An 18,480-nucleotide genomic window follows, 5' to 3' on the forward strand; every position below is an offset into this window, starting at 1 on the left:
GAGTTTAAAGTGCCAAAATTAAAACGACCGATTATCAATTATTTTTTGACAGCTGCATCTATATTTATTCTCAGTTGTATTTTGCTAGTGCTAATGCCTATAATTGGGACTCTAGTTGGTGTTTTATTTTGTTTGTATATGTTTTACTTAATTAAAATAGTAAACTGGACAGAAGTCTTCATTGAGGGCGGCTATTTGTGTTACTATGAAAATAAATCTGAACTTATTAGACTGCCATTATGTGACATCAAAAAAATGTCATTATCCGAAAAAAGAGTTTATTCAACAGTTAGTAGTAGTGGCTATGATTCTGGAAGTACAACAACATACTACGGTATTGAGGTTAAGATGAGCAATTCGGAAACGATTAAAATTAATTGTCCATATAATACTATAGGGGATATGGAGAGTTTTATCTCAGATGTCACACGCTACAAAAAGAATATTGAGCGACAACTAACAGCACTCGTAACTGTATTGACGAAAATTCATGGTGGAGATAAATAGATGCCAGAAAAAAATATTTTAATTGCAGGTTTGGGGCTCATCGGTGGCTCGCTTGCGCGGACGATTAAGTCTGGTCATCCAGATTATCATCTTGCCGCTTATAATCGCAGTCAAGCACCGCGAGACTTTGCCATTCAAGAGCGGATTGTGGACGAAGTATCCGATGATTTTGAGGCACTCGCTGTCAAAGCAGATGTGATTATCTTGAACTTTCCGGTTCAGTTATCTATTCAGTTTTTGAAAACTTTAGCGACCTTACCTTTGAAAGCAAATGTCCTGATTTCAGACTCAGGTTCGACCAAACTTGAAATTGTGACAGCTGCTGAGGCAATTTTCAAAGGCAAAGCCGTTCGATTTATCGGTGGGCATCCCATGGCAGGGTCGCATAAGTCAGGCGTTATCGCATCTGACGAGCTGCTGTTTGAAAATGCCTATTACATTTTAACGACGTCGGCTTTATCACAACCAGCAGATTTCGAAGAACTTAAAGGAGTCCTTGTCAACACACGGGCAAAGTTTATCGAACTCACAGCAGCAGAGCATGATGCGATGACGGCTGTGACCAGTCATTTCCCCCATGTTGTGGCTGCGAGTTTAGTCGATAATGCCCATGACTTTGCTGAAATCATGCCCTTTACCGAAAATCTTGCGGCAGGTGGGTTTCGAGACATGACGAGGATTGCGGAAAGCTCGCCTGATATGTGGACAGAAATTTTAATGTCCAACCCCGACAATATCGTCTATCAGATTGAGCAATTTAGCCAGAAACTAGCAGAGGTTAAGCAGCTGGTGCGACAAAAACAGAGTACTGAAATCTGGGAGTTTTTCGACAAGGCACGCAAGCTTAGAGCTCAGATGCCCATTCACAAAGGGGCGATGGAAAATTTCTACGACCTTTTTATCAGCGTGCCGGACAAATCGGACGTGATTTACGAGGTTTTGGGCTATTTTGCGGGGCATCATCTCAGCATTATCAATATCAAAATCAATGAGACGCGCGTTGAGCTTAACGGTGTTTTACAGATTACTTTCAAGACGGAAAATGACCAAGCGACTGCCAAACGTTTGATTCGGGAAAATGCCAGCTATGATGTTTATCAGTAAAAGAAGAATGAGGAGATAACAGTGAAATTGCAGACAAATGCGGCGGGACTTAGTGGCAAGCTCAAAGTACCTGGCGATAAATCAATCAGCCACCGCTCGATTATGTTCGGCTCACTCGCCAAAGGCGTGACCAAAATCCATGATATTTTACGTGGTGAGGATGTCCTCTCAACCATGGCCGTTTTCCGGGAACTCGGTGTGACCATTGCCGATAATGGCGATGAAGTCATGGTCCATGGTGTTGGCTTTGATGGGCTACGTGCCCCTCAAGAACGGTTAGACATGGGCAACTCAGGCACCTCTATCCGACTGATTTCAGGTGTTTTGGCAGGCCAAAATTTTACTGCTGAAATGTTCGGCGATGATTCGCTCTCAAAGAGACCCATGGATCGTGTGACCATTCCCTTGCGCCAAATGGGTGTTACTATTTCTGGGCAAACAGACCGCGATTTACCACCGCTTAAAATCACAGGTTCTAATCACTTGAAACCGATTCATTATACGTTACCAGTTGCTTCAGCTCAGGTTAAGTCAGCCTTAATCTTTGCGGCTTTACAGGCTGATGGTGAGTCTGTCATCACCGAGAAAGAAATCACGCGAAATCACACAGAAGATATGATTGTCCAATTCGGTGGTGAGATTTCGGTCAATGGGAAAGAAATCCGTGTCAAAGGTGGGCAAACTTTTACAGCGACAGACGTGACAGTCCCAGGTGATATTTCAAGTGCCGCCTTTTTCTTGGTGGCAGGCTTGATTGTGCCAAATAGTGAAATTACGCTGAAAAATGTTGGCATCAATGAAACTCGGACAGGGATTATCGAAGTCATCCAAGCCATGGGTGGCGATTTGACCATCACTGATGTTGATGAAATTGCCAAGTCGGCGACCCTGACAGTGAAAACGTCAGAGCTGAAACCGACTGAAATTTCAGGCGATATTATTCCACGTTTGATTGATGAATTACCGGTTATTGCCTTGCTTGCGACGCAAGCCAATGGTACGACAGTGATTAAAGATGCTGAAGAGTTGAAGGTTAAGGAAACGGATCGCATTCAGGTTGTCGCGGATATGCTCAATGCCATGGGTGCTGAGATTACGCCGACTGAAGACGGGATGATTATCAAAGGGAAATCACATCTGAATGGTGCAACGATTAATACACACGGAGATCACCGCATTGGGATGACGGCAGCCGTTGCGGCGTTATTAGTCGCAAATGGCGAAGTGATACTAGAACGTTCAGAAGCAATTCAGACTTCTTACCCCACATTTTTTGAAGATTTATCTCACTTAATGGTATAAAGTATAATCGAGATTTACTTTTGATTTTATCGTGACTTTTAAAAGGCATTCGATGCCTTTTTATGTTATAATTTTATCATATAAGGTTAATGAAAAATGGCATTCAGAAAGAATTTGAATTTTCCTTAAAAAATGGCTATCATTAAGATAGTCGAATGATTTATGTTGTTATTATTTATTTTTTGTTACGACAAATACACTTTTATGGAGGTTTTTTATGAACAAAGCAGATTGGATAGAATACTTTGAGGCGGTTAATTCGCGGACACCGAGCGAAGAAGAAATCGCACAAGCACTTGCAGCAGGGGAGTTTTCTGAAACAGAGGGTTCTGAGGTCGTTGAAGATACAGCAGCAGCTGAAACTGTTACGCCAGTCGAGACAGCTGCACCTATTGGAGCAGACGTTACCACAGGAACACCCGAAGAAACAAAAACGGCGACCTTTAAGGCAAAAGAAAAAGAAGTTATTGAAAAATTAAAGGAAAATCAGACGATTGCGAATACAGCACAGGTTGCCTCAAGTTATCTCACTTGGCTACTCGAGACTGTTAAACGTCCGATGACGAAGGCAAGTGGCTTTAATTCGCTTTACGCTTATTTAACATTAGCGATTATTGTTATTTTTTCAGCATTGTCAACAACCTTGAACTTACACGCATTTTACGAAAAAAGTGTGATTAGTTCGACTTTTTCCGATTTTAGTAGCTTTGTCGGGATTAGCCCAGCGAATCCGATTGGTTTTGGGACGTTTGTTGGCTTGCTATTTGCTGTTGCACTCTTTATTTTGACTTTGGTTTTCTCTACTTGGGTCGGTTTGAAAATTTTAAAATCGCCCCTCACTTTTTCAAATGTCGTGGATAAATATACCAGTCTATTTGTGCCAGCAACATTTTTGATTGTGCTTGCTACTCTTCTGTCTTTGATTCGTCTGAATATGCTCTCTTACATTATTTTTGTTCTGGCATTATCGATCGTTGGTATGGCGACTTACTATATCGTTTTGACAGCTAAAAATAACTTAAAGTTAGATGATTTTTATGCGAAATTATTGGCTCTGTTTACAAGTGGTGTGATTATGTCCGTGATTACATTTATTCTGACATTGATTTTTATAACACTTATCTTTAAGTCAGCCTTTACTTTGTAAACACTGTAAATTTTAGGGAATGCTTATCTAAGGGAGTAGGAAATGGAAAAAGAAAAATACGTCAAACTGTTTAAAGCAATCGTGGGTCGGGACTTGACACCGCAAGAGTTTTTACAGGCTAAAAAAAGTGAGTTTGATCCAAAAGAAATTAAAAAAATTGCCGGTTTAATGACTGAGACAGTATCTGAACCTGTGCCTGAAACGCTTGCGCCAGTTGCTGATGAGACCGTTGAAGCTCCTGTCCAAAAAGCAGAAAATGCTGTCCAGCCAGCATTTACATCTGAAAATACTGAAAGCCAAGCTAAGAAAAAAGTACCTACTAAATTAGTGATTGCCGTTGTGGCTGTTTTACTTGTAGCTGCAGGCATCTTTGGCTTGATTAAATCAAGACCTGTTGATGTGACCAAAGACATCAAGGTAACTTTCTCGGGATATGACGGCTATGGCAAAGCAAATTATAATTCAGATAAAATCCATGAAGTGATTGCAGAAAAATTAGCGGTTAAAGCTGGCTTTTCTAAAGCTGAATCACACAAACTCATCGCCATGGATTCTCTTTCTGATTCTGATTATTTAACAAATGCGAAATATCGGTCAAAAGCGGAAAAATTAATGAAGTGGACCGATGAGTTAGAAATTAGCTTTGATGCTGATGAACATTTAAAAAATGGTGATAAGGTAACCTTAAAAATCAAACCACAAAAAGGCGTTCCCTTAAAAGCAATCGATAAAACTTATGAAGTTAAAGGTCTTAAGAAAACGAAGAAAGTTTCAGGAGAGTCTTTAACGAAAGGGGAAGTCACATTTTCTGGTTATAATGGCAATGGTAGTGTCAATTATGATGAGAGTAAATTTGATTTAGTCTCAAGTGATAAATCAGGTACTTTGTCAAATGGTGATGAATTAAAATTTGAATTCGCCAAAAGCTATCTCGACAGATTGTTGACAGAAGGAAAAGCCGTGACTGATAAGACTTTTAAAGTTAAGGTTACAGATCTGAAAGATATGAATGAGATCAGTAAACTTGATGCCTTATATAACAAAATACCTGAACTGGTGAAAGAAGATTATAAGGATGAAGCTGCAGGTGACTATGGTTCTTATGATGTCACTTACAAAATTGAACCACAAAAATCTTTTATCAAAATTTCTGACGATGGTTATTATGCTGATGGGCCAGGACTGTCATTAGTCATCACTTATAAGATTACTCAAACGACAACTTGGGTAAAAGACGATACTTGGGATAAGAAGAAAAAAGGCGATGTAGAAACAGAAGAGATTTATACCTATTTTGGTTACGAAGATGTGGAAATCTATAAAGATGCTGTCGTTCTCTCTGATTTATATGACATCAGCGGGTCATCATGGTCTAAATACCTGGATATGGATGCTGTCTATACTAAACTTGAAAAGGATGGCTATAGCGAGTATCAACCTAAAAAATAAGCCATGTTAAGCGGAAAATTTAAAACATTCCATGTGTTTTTTAAAACGAAATAGCTTGACAAAATCTTAATAAATTGGTAAGATTATCTTTATAGAAATTTGTTTCAATCAAACCTGTTATGATTAAAGCAAATCTCGACTACCAACTAGGGTGCTTGCTGAGACTGACTCCGAGCACTCTAGTTTTTTTGTACCCAAAATGCCAGAAGAATTTGGCATGAGAAATTGATTAGCTGAGATGAAAAAAAGGGCAAAATCTGCTATAATGAGAACTATTATGACAAATCACATTGTACTTTTTGAACCCCGTATCCACTTTAATACAGGCAATATCGCTCGCACCTGTGCGGCGACAAATACCCATCTCCATCTCATTCGCCCCTTTGGCTTTGAGATTACGGACAAGCACCTCAAACGCGCCGGACTTGACTACTGGGATAAGGTTGACATCACCTATCACGATGATTTATCGGCTTTTATGACTTATCTCAATGGTGATGAGGCTGCTAAATTACACCTGATTACAAAATTCGCTGAACATGATTACTCAGAAGATGGACTTTACACTGATGATGCCAATCATTATTTTCTTCTAGGGAGAGAAGATACCGGCCTACCTGAAACCTTCATGCGTGACCATCCAGAAAAAGCAGTGAGAATTCCCATGAATGATGAGCACGTCAGAAGTCTCAATCTTTCAAATGCGGCAGCCATCGTGATTTATGAGTGTCTGAGACAGCAACATTACCAAGGCTTAGAACTCGTGCATACTTATGAGAAAGACAAATTAAAATGAAGATTTATTTTGTACGCCATGGCAAAACCCAGTGGAATCAAGAGCGCAGACTACAAGGCATGACAGGCGATTCCCCTTTGTTGCCAGAGGCTCTGGTTGAAATTGCAGCGCTTGGCGACTATTTGACTGATATTAAGTTTGATGCCATCTTTTCAAGTCCTGCTAAACGCGCTATTGATACGGCAACGATTTTATCAGAGCATAATCATGCCCCACGTGATATTGTCAGGAAAACCGAGTTATTTGAATGGAACCTCGGTGTTTTTGAAGGCATGTTGATTGAGGAAGCACACCAAAAAGATCCAGAGAACATGGCAGCCTTTCGGCATCACCCGGAACAATTTTGGGGCAATCCAATCGGCGCTGAGAATTTAGCAGATGTTTACCGTCGCTTTGTTCGCTTTATGGATTGGCTGAGCAAGCAAAATTATGAGCATGTCCTGGTCGTCAGCCACGGTGCGTTTTTGTCCAGCACGATTAAACTTTTAACAGGGACACCAATCGGCGAATTAAGACCGGGCGGTGTTGGCTTGGCTAATAATACGCTATCCATTGTCGAATATGATGGCGAAACTTATAGCCTTACCCATTGGAACGAAAAACATGGCAGATAAACTCTATTTTACAGGCACAATTGCAGCGATTTTTTTCAGCAATCCGTCCAATTTTTATAAGGTTATCTTACTAGAAGTGACGGATACCAATGCTGACTTTTCAGATGGCGAAATCGTGGTCAATGGCATTATCGGAGATGTCGTCGAGGGCGATAGCTATAAGTTTTATGGCGAATTAACCAACCACCCTAAATATGGCGAGCAGTTAAAAGTCACGACCTATGAGAAAAATGTGCCTACTTCTGGCGCAGGTCTTATAAAATATTTATCAAGTGATCATTTTCCGGGGATTGGCCAAAAAACAGCGGAAAAAATTGTCGCGATTTTTCCTGAGCATACGATTGACGGTATTTTAGATGCACCAGAACGCTTGTCGGGTGTTTTGACAGCTGAAAAATTAAAAGCCTTTGTTAAACGGCTATCTGAAAATCATGGCATGGAAAAAATTCTGTCTAAATTGGCCAAATATGAATTACCAAGCAAAATCAATTTCCAAATCTATGAGCTTTACAAAGAAGACACGTTAGAAATCATCAAGGACAATCCTTACCAGCTTGTTTTTGATATCAAAGGCATTGGCTTTAAAAAAGCAGATAAGATAGCGGAAGAAGAAGGGATTTCAGCGACAAGTGATGCGCGGATTCAGGCTGGTTTGATTCATACCGTGCTGACTAATTCGCTTGAACTTGGCGATACTTATATCGAAGCAAAAGAGCTTTTAGAAAAAACGATTGACCTGCTAGAATCAGCACGAAATGTTGAGATCTTGTCGAATCAAGTGGTTGAAAATATTAATTTTCTTTTGTCAAATGGTAAACTCCAAGCTAACGAGACCAAAATATTTGAGAATTCTCTTTACTTTGCAGAAGATGGTATTCATCAAAGGCTGAATAAATTAGCTAATCGGATTGGGGAGACAGTTGCCGCTGATAAGTTTAATGCGATTATCCAAGAAGTAGAAGCAGTGCTTGACATTCAGTATGATGACCTGCAAAAAGAGGCGATTTATAAAGCGCTGACCCAGCAATTTTTCATTTTGACTGGCGGACCGGGGACAGGGAAAACAACGGTCATCAAAGGGATTATTCGAGCTTATGCTGCGCTGCACAAAGTTGATTTGAATCCAGACAATTACACAGACGATGTCTTTCCGATTGTTCAGGTTGCGCCAACTGGTCGGGCAGCACGTCGGATGAATGAGCTGACAGGTTTGCCCGCCGCAACCATTCATCGCCAGTTGGGGCTGAATTCAGATGATTTAGAAGATGATTTTGGCAATGATTTATCTGGTAGTCTGTTAATCGTTGATGAATTTTCAATGGTCGACACTTGGCTGGCTAATAAATTATTGGCTGCCATTCCGCCTGCGATGACGGTGATTTTAGTTGGCGATGCGGATCAATTACCCTCTGTTGGACCGGGGCAAGTCTTTGCAGATTTATTGAAAATTCCAGATTTTGCCTCTGTCAAACTGAATAAAATTTTTAGGCAGGGCGAAGGCTCCACGATTACCAATCTGGCACACGACATCAAGGACGGCCAGCTCCCCCCTGATTTCATGGCTAAAAAGCCTGACCGTTCTTATATCGAAAGTAACGCGGCTAATGTGCCACACTACATTGGGCAAATTGCTAGTGCCTGGCTGAAACGGGGCAATGATCCCTTTGATTTACAGGTGCTGATCCCCATGTATAAGGGTGTTGCGGGGATTAATCATGTCAATCAAATCCTGCAAAATCTCTTTAATCCGCTAGAAGACCGGCTGGAATTTGCCTTTCAGGACACGGTTTTTCGGCAAGGCGATAAGGTGCTACATCTGGTCAATGAAGCCGCGCTAGACGTCTTTAATGGCGATATTGGCGAGATTACCGATATCGTGCCTGGCAAGTACACGGAGTCCAAGCAGGACGAAATTGTCATGAGTTTTGACGGCAATGAGGTCGTCTATCCGCGCGGCGAGTGGTACAAAATCACGCTGGCTTATGCCATGTCCATCCACAAGTCGCAAGGCAGCGAATTTCCGAGTGTCATCGTGCCCATGGTGTCGAGTTATAGCCGCATGCTGGAGCGCAACCTACTTTACACTGCCATTACGCGCGCCAAGCAATCCCTGATTTTGCTGGGCGAAAGCAAGAGTTTCCAGACAGCCGTTGCCCGCCAAGGCGCTAATCGCAAGACCTATCTGGTTGAACGCTTCGGGGTGATTGAAAATGAGGGGCAGGCTAGTGAAACTGTTGAAAATTTAGAAGTCAAAGAAGATGTAGGCTCAGAAAGCGTCACGGCGCCTGAAACTTATATGTTGACAGAAGATAATGTTATGACCATTGACCCGATGATTGGCTTGGTAGCAGACGATTTTGCTGTGTTTAAATGAGAATAGGAAAAACTCCAGATGCTACTGATGGCAGCATCTGGAGTTTTCTATTTATCTTTTGTTTTCTATCAGCATCAAAAAATGCGACATGTATTTGTGAATTATTTGCTTGATAGATGATTGTGATTTTCATCCCAAACGTTCCCTTAATTTCTCCACAAACAAATAAGTCGCAGGGCAAATCAAGGTATTTTTAAGCGTTAGATGATTAATCTGGAGAAATTTCTTGCGATCTGTATGCGGGAATTCTCGACAGGCTTTAGGTCTGACATCGTAGACATCACAGAGGTTATCAGAGCCTAAAAAGGGGCAGGGCATGCACTGAAAAATCTTATCGCCATCTTCGTCAATTTGAAGGTACTCAGATTCAAAATTGGCTAATTTCATACGCAAGCGCTTGGCAACGCGTTCTATATCGTTTTCAGTAAAGAGTGGACCAAGTGATTTGCAGCAGTTGGCACATTCGGTGCAGTCAATTTCTGTAAAAACTTCATCGTGAAGTTCTTTGGTCAATTTATCTAGATTTTTAGGAGCTTTCTTCTTAAGCGCCGTCAAAAATTGTCGGTGGACTTTTTGCTTTTGAAGCGCCAAATCTCTGTAGTGTTCAATATCCATAAGCTATATTCTACCATAAAACCGTACAAAAAAAGATACCCCCGAAAGAGTATCCGTTTCATTCTTAATCCAAAATTGGGCAATAAAGCTTATTTCACCAATTTTTTAGCCAAACGTGATTTATCACGGTTAGCTTTATTTTTATGGATTAAACCTTTGGAATGAGCTTTGTCGATTGCAGCAGATGCAGCGACATACAATGCTTGCACATCATCAGAGCCAGCAGCTACAGCAGCTTCAAATTTTTTGATTGAAGTGCGCAAAGCAGCTTTTTGAGCAGAATTACGTTCGTTTTGAACGAGGTTCAACTCAGCACGTTTGATAGCAGATTTAATGTTAGCCATGTTTGTTCTCCTTGTTATGATATAAAATCGACAAATCAATTTTATTCAGAATTTTAATCATACTGTGTAAAACACAATACCAAACTATTATACCACGAACAAGCCCACAAAGCAAATTTATTTTTATTATGCTATAATTGGTATAGATTAATCCAGAAAATCAGGTAGGCTGGCAGTCATCTCCTGACCAGTGAAAGGAATAACATGTCATTTCAGTTTGGGCGGTTTCGTCTAGGTCTTCGAACAATTAAAACCGCTGTTGCGATTTTAATCATCTTAGTTTTTACACACCTCTTTCATCGGGGGCAGTCTGCTGCGATGATTGCGGGCATATCAGCGATTATTGCAGTCAGAGATTCTTATACGGCAACGGTTCATGCCTCCAAGGCGAGATTTATCGGGTCGGCTCTTGGTGGCTTACTTGCGATTGTCTACGACTTTTTCTATCTACTAAGTCATCAAAACTTTTCGGTTCAAATTATTCTCATTCCTTTAATGGTGCTGATCAACATTGTTATCATGGATGGTTTTAAACTTCATCCGGGTCTGGTTGGCGCGAATGCGACTTTTCTGATTATTGCCTTGACCATTCCTGAAAATGCCTATGTGAGCTATGCGCTGAATCGGGTTTTTGACACATTTTTTGGTGTGGCGGTGGCGACGCTTGTCAATAGTGCTTTTATTCACGATGCCCCCAAGTTGAAAATCAAAAAAGTGATTCGGGATAGATTAAAAAGACGGCAGACAGCAAATAAGACGACGAAAAAGGAGCAGACCAAGTGACAGCGATTTATATCCGAATACATGATGAAATTAAGCATCAAATCGAGACGGGCGTTTTTGAAGTCGGGCAACGGTTGCCGAGTGAACGCGTGATGGCGGAGCAATTTGGGGTATCACGGATGACCTTGCGCCAAGCTGTGACGAGCTTAGTCGAAGAAGGCATTTTAACACGCTACGTTGGGTCTGGGACTTATGTCGCCAGCGATCGTGTGCGTGAGAAAATGCGTGGGACGACCAGTTTCACGGAGATTATTCAAAATTTAGGCAAGACACCGAGTTCAAAGGTTTTGAGTTATCAAAAAACCAAGGCAAATGAAGTCGAGTGTGACAAGTTGCAACTTAAAAAAGGGTCTCAGATTATTCGGATGGAACGCATTCGTTATGCTGATGAACTGCCGATTTGCTATGAAGTGGCGAGTATTCCCTATCGTTTGATTGAAGATTTTGCTAAAAATGATATTGCCAATCATTTTTATGATACTTTGGCGCATGCTGGTAAGAAAATCGGGCGCAGTGAGCAGATTATTTCAGCTAAGATTGTCAAGAAAGAAATTGCCAATTTCCTATCGATTAAACCCAATTCAGCGATTTTAGCTTTGACACAGGTTTCTTATTTTGCCAACAGCGATGAAACGCCTTTTGAGTACGTTTTATCCCAATATGTCGGCGAACGCTTTGAATTTTACTTAGAAAGATAAAAAATAATGACGCATTCTGAAAAAGTAGTTGACTTGCTCCACGCAGGTCAATTTGATGAAATGGCGACGGAGCTAGCAAAAGCGATTGAGAGTGATGGACTTGACTTGCTAACGGACTTGGCTGAATACTTGTCGATGATGGGGTTTATCGACGAAAGCCGTCAGGTTTATGAAAAAATTGCAGCGATAGATGTTGATAATACAGACATCTTGCTCAACCTCGCTGAGATGAAATTTGATGACGGTGATTTGGATGGCGCGCTCGAATTGCTTTACAAGATAGAGGCAACAGATGATAACTATGTGGCAGCGCTGGTCATGATTGCCGATCTCTATCAGGCGGATGGCGTTTGGGAAGCGGCGCTTGAAAAATTGCTAGAGGCGGCTAGTTTAACAGACTCACCCCTGGTAACCTTTGCCATTGCTGAACTCTACTATAATCAAGGCAAATGGCGGGAGGCGATTGCGCATTTCGCCAAACTCAGTCAACGTCAGATTTTAGACCTCACCAAAATATCAACTTACCAGCGGATTGGGACAGCTTATGCCTCTTTAGGGGAGTTTGAAAACGCCACAAAATTTCTAGAAAAATCACTCGAAATTGATCATGATGATAACGTTTTATTTGAACTGGCACAAATCAATTTCGCGACTGGTGAAGTCACACGTGCCATTGACTACTTCAAACAATTAGATGCCTTGGCACCTGACTTTGACGGCTATGCTTATCCGTATGCCCAAGCCTTGATTGAAGAGAATGACTTTGCGGCGGCTTTTGCGGTCGCCAAAGATGGCTTGAATAAAAATCCAACTGATGTGCCGTTGATTCACTTGACTAGCCGGATTGCCTATGCCTTACATGATTTGGAAGCGTCAGAAAAATATTTGAGCCAAGCCCTTGATTTGCCTGATTTACATGATGAGACAGTCTTTCTTTTGAGCAATCTCTACATGGCACAAGAAGATTTTGAAGCGGTGCTTGGTCTGGAACCGCTGCTTGACGAAGAACATGTCTTGGCACAATGGAATATCGCCAAGGCTTATCGTGAACTTGACCAAGATGAGCAATCACTGGTGATTTATGACGAGATGAGTCAGAGTGTTTTAGCTGATAATCCTGAATTTTTATTGGATTATGCCCACATGTTAATCCGAAATGGTCGGACAGATGATGCCAAGATAAGTCTCGGCAAATATTTATCACTTGTCCCAGATGATGACAATTCACAAGCGCTATTTAGCGAGCTTTGATGATGGCGTTTTAACGCCTTTTTTGCTACAATATCCAATGTGAAGTTAAACTTTCAAGAAGGACTATAAATTAAAATGACAGAAGAAAAATTTGGTGCAGATTTAATTGTCGATTCACTGATTAATCACGACGTAAAATACATTTTTGGGATTCCAGGCGCTAAAATCGACAGGGTCTTTGATACCTTAGCAGATAAAGGACCAGAGCTGATTGTCGCACGACATGAGCAAAATGCAGCCTTTATGGCGCAGGCTGTTGGGCGAATTACAGGTGAACCGGGTGTTGTGATTGCAACTTCTGGTCCTGGTGCATCAAACTTGGCAACGGGTCTGGTGACGGCAACAGCAGAAGGAGATGCAGTCCTTGCGCTTGGCGGTCAAGTGAAACGTGGCGACCTCCTGAAACGCACCCACCAATCTATGAATAATGCAGCGCTCTTTGAACCGATTACCAAATATTCGGCAGAAGTCCAAGATCCAGACACCCTGTCAGAAATTGTCGCCAATGCCTACCGCCTATCAAAAGCTGGCAAACCAGGCGCAAGTTTTATCTCCATTCCCCAAGATGTTGTTGACAGCAAGGTCAATGTCAAGGCGATTAAGCCTTTGCACGAGCCGAAACTTGGGAATGCGTCAATTGATGATATTAATTATCTGGCGCAGGCGATTAAAAATGCGGTACTCCCTGTTTTTCTTTTAGGCAGTGGGACGTCGTCTGCTGGTGTGACCCATGCCATTCGTGAACTGTTGCAATCTGTCAATATTCCAGTCGTTGAAACCTTCCAAGGTGCGGGTGTGATTTCGCGTGATTTGATCCATAATTTCTTCGGTCGTGTCGGACTTTTCCGCAATCAACCGGGTGATATGCTCCTTAAAAAATCTGATTTGATTATCGCCATTGGCTACGACCCGATTGAATATGAGGCGCGTAACTGGAATGCTGAAATTGATAGTCGTGTGATTGTCATTGACAAAGCCATGGCTGAGATTGATACCTACTATCAACCTGAGCGTGAGTTGATTGGCGACATTGCGCAAACTTTGGAAAATCTCATTCCTGCCATTCGGGGTTATAAGATTCCAGAAGGTAGTGTCGAATATTTGGATGGCTTGCATGAGTTGCTGTCTAAAAATGAGTTTGACCGTAATGCAGACCCTAATCTTGTGCATCCACTTGATTTCATTGATGTGCTACAAGACACTGTTAAAGATGACGAAACGGTCACGGTCGATGTTGGCAGTCACTATATCTGGATGGCACGAAACTTCAAATCCTATGAGCCGCGTCATCTCCTCTTTTCAAATGGGATGCAGACGCTCGGTGTCGCACTCCCATGGGGCATCGCCGCAGCGCTTTTACGCCCGGGCAAGAAAGTTTACTCGATTTCAGGCGATGGCGGCTTCCTCTTTTCAGCGCAAGAGCTTGAAACGGCGGTTCGCTTGAAGTTACCGCTGATTCATATCATCTGGAACGACGGGCATTATAACATGGTTGAATTCCAAGAAGTCATGAAATACGGTCGGGCATCGGGTGTGGCCTTTGGCCCAGTTGATTTTGTCAAATATGCGGAAGCTTTTGGGGCAAAAGGATTGCGCGTGACCAACAAAGAAGATTTGGCAAAAGTCTTATCAGAAATCGAAACTACAACAGGTCCGGTCGTGATTGATGTCCCGATTGATTATAAAGATAATGTCAAATTAGGTGAAACGATACTGCCTGATGAATTTTATTGAAAAAAATGGTAAAATAAGCTATTAAAACTTGTGAGATTTTCACAAGTTTTTCATGAATAAAGGAAAACAAGAAATATGTCTGAACCGATAAAACTTTTTCAATATAATACCTTGTCTGCGCTGATGAGCGGGCTTTTTGAGGGGAGCTTGACCATTGGCGAATTGCTAGAGCAAGGTGACTTAGGCATTGGCACGCTAGATGAGATTGATGGCGAGCTGATTGTCCTTGATGGTAAAGCCTACCAAGCGCGTGGCGACAAAACCATCACAGAAGTGAGCCCTGAGGTCAAAGTACCATACGCGGCTGTGGTTTTCCACCATGCAGAAGTGATTTTTAAACAACGTTTTGAAGTGACAAATGACGAGCTGCAAACGCGTATCGAAACTTACTACGACGGCGCTAATCTCTTTCGCTCAATCAAAATTCATGGGACTTTTTCAAAAATGCACGTTCGCATGATTCCCAAAGCCAAGGAAGGGGCGCGCTTTGCTGATGTGGCGACGAGACAATCTGAATATACTGTCGACAATGTGACAGGCACTATCGTCGGTATTTGGACGCCTGAGATGTTCCATGGTGTCAGTGTGGCGGGTTATCATCTGCATTTTATCACGGACGACCATACCTTTGGCGGTCATGTCATGGACTATGTCATGTCAGAAGGTATCGTCGAAGTCGGTGCTGTGGATCAATTAGATCAACGCTTTCCAGTGCAAGACCGCAAATACTTGTTTGCCAAGTTGAACCTAGATGAATTGAAAGAGGACATCGAAAAAAGTGAGTAATGCAAGCATTGACTGGATTCATTCGCGTCTCAAATTCGGCATTAAACCCGGTCTATCACGGATTATCTATTTGCTGGAGCAGTTAGGTAATCCGCAAAATAAAATCAAGACAGTCCATGTCGCAGGAACCAACGGCAAAGGCTCCACGGTCACTTTTTTGTCCAACATCCTCCAGCAGCATGGTTTGGCAGTCGGCACCTTTACTTCGCCTTATATCGAAATTTTTAACGAACGCATTGCGATCAATGGTCACTTTATTTCTGACGAGGACTTAGACCGTATCGTCGGTGTCATCAAACCACTGGTTTTGCAGATGGATGAAAATCCTGACCTTGCCAATATCACAGAGTTTGAAATCCTAACGGCTATCGGTTTTTACTACTTTGCTGATCAGGCTGTCGACATTGCCCTGATTGAAGTGGGGCTAGGCGGTCTGTATGATTCGACCAATGTGATTGTGCCACTTGTTTCGGCGATTACGACGATTGGGCTAGATCATCAGGATATTTTGGGCGATACACTTGGCCAAATTGCTAGGGAAAAATCTGGCATTATCAAGGCTGAGGTGCCGGTTGTTGTGGGCAATCGCATGGGTGTACCAACAGAAGCCTATGAGGTAATTGCGGCAGTCGCACATGAGAAAAAGGCGCCGATTTATCATCCTGAAGCAGATCAGACTTTTGATTTAAATCTGCATGGGCAATATCAGCAAGATAATGCGGCAATGGCTGTCAAACTATTTGAAGTTTTGGCAGAAAAATTAAACTTGACAGTTGCGCCTGAAAAAATTAAAAAAGGGCTTAAACAAGCCTTTTGGCCTGCCAGAATGGAAGAACTCAAAGGCTTTATTTTGGATGGCGCCCATAATTTACCTGCCATTAAACGATTAGTAGCAGAATTTGATGGTTCGAAAAAAGTTCATATTCTTTTTTCAGCCTTACAGCGTAAAGACTTTCATGAGATGATTGCCTTGCTCCAAACCATTCCAAATGTTGACTTGACTTTGACGACATTTGACTATCCTAAAACAATTGTGTCGGCAGATGTGGCAGCTATTCCTGATGTCACTTGGTTAGAAGACTGGCGGGAGTTTGTGATAACGCCTAAACATGATCAGGAGATTTACCTGTTGACTGGCTCTCTTTACTTTATGAGTCAGGTTCGTGACTTTCTACTGACATCAAATTAAATAAATTCAAAAAAATAATGTTTACCAGTTGACATTATTTTTTTGTCGTGATATACTTAACCAGTAAACTAATTTTAGCGTTTATTTTTGCATACATACTTAACTGGTAAAGGAAATTGAGAAAAAATGAAAAAATATTTATTATTGGGCTTGATGGCTGCGACTGCTATAGGAATACTCTTGGCATGTGGCAGTGATACGAGCAAGAAATCGGATAAATTACAAATCGTGACAACTTTTTATCCGATGCAAGCATTTACTGAACAAATTGTCGGCAAAGAAGCAGATGTGACGGTTTTAGTCAAACCGGGCGTTGAGCCACATGATTTTGAACCGTCTGCTAAGGATGTCGCCACCATTCAAAATTCGGATGCTTTCGTTTATAATAATGAGAATTTAGAAACTTGGGTAAAAAAAACAACCCAAGACATGAAACATTTAGAGGTAATTAAAGCCTCCTCAGGTATCACACTGCTAAGTGGTGCGTCTGAAGATGAACATGATGAAGATGCTGAAGATGAGCAAGATGGACATGCCCACGTTTATGACCCCCATGTTTGGTTAGCACCAAGCCTTGCTATGAAAGAAGTTGAAACGATTCGGGATCAGCTGATTAAGAAATTCCCTCAGAAAAAGGCTGTTTTTACCAAAAATGCAGAGGCTTATTTGACAAAATTAAAGGCATTGGATCAAGCCTATAAGGAAGGTTTGTCAAACGCTAAGCAAAAGGATTTTGTGACACAGCACGCGGCTTTTGCCTATCTTGCACATGAATATGGCTTGAATCAAGTCTCAGTCTCGGGGCTTAATCCTGAAACAGAGCCGTCAGCAACTCGCCTTAAAGAATTGAAAGCCTATGTGGATAAACATGATCTGCATTATATTTATTTCGAAGAAAATGCGTCTGACAAGGTAGCGACAACATTGGCAGAGGAAGCGGGAGTAAAAACGTTACCACTGAATCCATTGGAATCACTGACCCAAGAACAGGAAAATGCGGGTGAGGATTATATTTCAGTCATGATGGCAAACTTGAAAAATTTGAAAAAAACGACAGATGTGGCATCACAAGTCACAGATTAAGTTTAGCCTTAGAAAAATGCTAAAAGTTTTAAATGTTATAAACTGGATTATATAAAATAAGGAGCCAGGTCGTGTCTAAAAATTACGAAAAACTATCTGAAACTTATTACGATCAGCACGCCAAACAATTTGAGCGGTCATTTGATGGTTTTTTATCTGGCTTTTTTAAGCGCTATATCCTTAAAAATCTAGACTTTCCCGATAAAGCCAGAGTTTTAGATGTCGGAGCGGCAACAGGTCGGTTGCTCGGGATGCTTGCGACCAAACATCAGTTTGAGGGTGTTGGCTTAGATATTTCACCTCAGATGACAGCACTTGCGCAAAAGCAGCACCCTGAATTTTCCTTTGTGACGGGATCTGCGATGCAATTCCCGTTTGAAAATCAGAGTTTTGATGTGCTGATCTGTTCAGCTTCATTTCATCATTTTCCAAGTCCTGAGACATTTTTGAGAGAAGCTGAGCGTGTCTTGAAACCCGGTGGGAAAATCGTGATTGCTGAGATTCGGATGCCAATTTTTCATGGTCTTTACAATCAATATATTCATCATTTTTCAAAGGAAGGCGATGTCAAGGTCTATAGGTTTGATGAATTAATGCATTTGCTTGAAACCGCTGGTTTTGTCTTGATAAATGGTAGGAAGCATTTACAGATTCAATATTTTGAAGCCTATAAAAAAGCCTGAGCTATTCAAGCAGGCTTTTTT

General features: G+C 41.6%; 19 protein-coding genes. 16 read left to right on the plus strand and 3 right to left on the minus strand.

All coding sequences use genetic code 11. The features are described from left to right. Window positions 1-9: 9 nt before the first annotated feature. The 8 genes from RsY01_RS05265 to recD2 all read left to right on the plus strand — a co-directional run bounded on the left by RsY01_RS05265 (window position 10) and on the right by recD2 (window position 9,293). Window positions 10-507, plus strand: coding sequence for a hypothetical protein (locus RsY01_RS05265; RefSeq protein ID WP_094784504.1), 498 nt, complete (start codon window positions 10-12; stop codon window positions 505-507). Beyond that, window positions 508-1,611 carry a prephenate dehydrogenase gene (locus RsY01_RS05270; protein WP_094784505.1) on the plus strand — a complete coding sequence of 368 codons (1,104 nt, stop codon included), beginning with the start codon at window positions 508-510 and terminating at the stop codon, window positions 1,609-1,611. A gap of 21 nt (window positions 1,612-1,632) precedes the next feature. Then, a complete protein-coding gene (gene aroA / locus RsY01_RS05275; protein WP_094784506.1) occupies window positions 1,633-2,913 on the plus strand; it encodes a 3-phosphoshikimate 1-carboxyvinyltransferase in 1,281 nt (426 codons plus the stop codon). 217 nt (window positions 2,914-3,130) lie between these two features. Next, on the plus strand, window positions 3,131-4,060 hold the full coding sequence (locus tag RsY01_RS05280) for a DUF6574 domain-containing protein (RefSeq protein ID WP_094784507.1): 930 nt from the start codon (window positions 3,131-3,133) through the stop codon (window positions 4,058-4,060). 42 nt (window positions 4,061-4,102) lie between these two features. Continuing rightward, window positions 4,103-5,509: a hypothetical protein gene (locus RsY01_RS05285; protein ID WP_094784508.1), complete on the plus strand. Its 1,407-nt coding sequence runs from the start codon at window positions 4,103-4,105 to the stop codon at window positions 5,507-5,509. A gap of 277 nt (window positions 5,510-5,786) precedes the next feature. Further along, window positions 5,787-6,305: a tRNA (cytidine(34)-2'-O)-methyltransferase gene (locus tag RsY01_RS05290; protein ID WP_094784509.1), complete on the plus strand. Its 519-nt coding sequence runs from the start codon at window positions 5,787-5,789 to the stop codon at window positions 6,303-6,305. Continuing rightward, complete coding sequence (locus RsY01_RS05295) at window positions 6,302-6,919, plus strand: histidine phosphatase family protein (protein WP_094784510.1); 618 nt, start codon at window positions 6,302-6,304, stop codon at window positions 6,917-6,919. The genes RsY01_RS05290 and RsY01_RS05295 overlap by 4 nt, the downstream gene beginning before the upstream one ends. Then, window positions 6,909-9,293 (plus strand): SF1B family DNA helicase RecD2, encoded by a 2,385-nt coding sequence (gene recD2 / locus RsY01_RS05300; RefSeq protein ID WP_094784511.1) that lies wholly within the window; start codon window positions 6,909-6,911, stop codon window positions 9,291-9,293. The genes RsY01_RS05295 and recD2 overlap by 11 nt, the downstream gene beginning before the upstream one ends. Here the strand turns inward: recD2 and RsY01_RS10890 are convergent. The 3 genes from RsY01_RS10890 to rpsT all read right to left on the minus strand — a co-directional run bounded on the left by RsY01_RS10890 (window position 9,286) and on the right by rpsT (window position 10,252). Continuing rightward, window positions 9,286-9,426: a hypothetical protein gene (locus RsY01_RS10890; RefSeq protein ID WP_157905782.1), complete on the minus strand. Its 141-nt coding sequence runs from the start codon at window positions 9,424-9,426 to the stop codon at window positions 9,286-9,288. The two genes, recD2 and RsY01_RS10890, sit on opposite strands and share 8 nt — an antisense overlap. Next, a complete protein-coding gene (locus RsY01_RS05305) occupies window positions 9,423-9,908 on the minus strand; it encodes a YkgJ family cysteine cluster protein (protein WP_094784512.1) in 486 nt (161 codons plus the stop codon). The genes RsY01_RS10890 and RsY01_RS05305 overlap by 4 nt, the downstream gene beginning before the upstream one ends. A gap of 89 nt (window positions 9,909-9,997) precedes the next feature. After that, a complete protein-coding gene (rpsT, locus tag RsY01_RS05310; RefSeq protein WP_094784513.1) occupies window positions 9,998-10,252 on the minus strand; it encodes a 30S ribosomal protein S20 in 255 nt (84 codons plus the stop codon). A gap of 204 nt (window positions 10,253-10,456) precedes the next feature. Between rpsT and RsY01_RS05315 the strand changes: the two genes are divergently transcribed. The 8 genes from RsY01_RS05315 to RsY01_RS05350 all read left to right on the plus strand — a co-directional run bounded on the left by RsY01_RS05315 (window position 10,457) and on the right by RsY01_RS05350 (window position 18,459). Beyond that, window positions 10,457-11,035, plus strand: a complete 579-nt coding sequence (locus RsY01_RS05315) for an FUSC family protein (RefSeq protein ID WP_094784514.1) — start codon at window positions 10,457-10,459, stop codon at window positions 11,033-11,035. After that, window positions 11,032-11,733 (plus strand): GntR family transcriptional regulator, encoded by a 702-nt coding sequence (locus RsY01_RS05320; protein WP_094784515.1) that lies wholly within the window; start codon window positions 11,032-11,034, stop codon window positions 11,731-11,733. Before RsY01_RS05315 ends, RsY01_RS05320 begins: the two co-directional genes overlap by 4 nt. Before the next feature lie 6 nt (window positions 11,734-11,739). Further along, window positions 11,740-12,984, plus strand: a complete 1,245-nt coding sequence (locus RsY01_RS05325; RefSeq protein ID WP_094784516.1) for a tetratricopeptide repeat protein — start codon at window positions 11,740-11,742, stop codon at window positions 12,982-12,984. Between the two features lie 75 nt (window positions 12,985-13,059). Next, the gene (alsS, locus tag RsY01_RS05330) at window positions 13,060-14,718 is read left to right on the plus strand and encodes an acetolactate synthase AlsS (RefSeq protein ID WP_094784517.1); all 1,659 of its coding nucleotides are present in this window, start codon (window positions 13,060-13,062) and stop codon (window positions 14,716-14,718) included. Window positions 14,719-14,793: 75 nt separating this feature from the next. After that, window positions 14,794-15,504 (plus strand): acetolactate decarboxylase, encoded by a 711-nt coding sequence (gene budA / locus RsY01_RS05335; protein ID WP_094784518.1) that lies wholly within the window; start codon window positions 14,794-14,796, stop codon window positions 15,502-15,504. Continuing rightward, window positions 15,497-16,693 (plus strand): bifunctional folylpolyglutamate synthase/dihydrofolate synthase, encoded by a 1,197-nt coding sequence (locus RsY01_RS05340; protein ID WP_094784519.1) that lies wholly within the window; start codon window positions 15,497-15,499, stop codon window positions 16,691-16,693. Before budA ends, RsY01_RS05340 begins: the two co-directional genes overlap by 8 nt. A 126-nt stretch (window positions 16,694-16,819) precedes the next feature. Next, on the plus strand, window positions 16,820-17,776 hold the full coding sequence (locus RsY01_RS05345) for a metal ABC transporter substrate-binding protein (RefSeq protein ID WP_094784520.1): 957 nt from the start codon (window positions 16,820-16,822) through the stop codon (window positions 17,774-17,776). Between the two features lie 71 nt (window positions 17,777-17,847). Then, entirely contained in the window at window positions 17,848-18,459 is a 612-nt protein-coding gene (locus RsY01_RS05350; RefSeq protein WP_094784521.1) for a class I SAM-dependent methyltransferase, read from the plus strand. Window positions 18,460-18,480 lie beyond the last annotated feature (21 nt).

The organism is Pseudolactococcus reticulitermitis, assembly GCF_002260845.1.
Classification (GTDB): Bacteria; Bacillota; Bacilli; order Lactobacillales; family Streptococcaceae; genus Pseudolactococcus; species Pseudolactococcus reticulitermitis.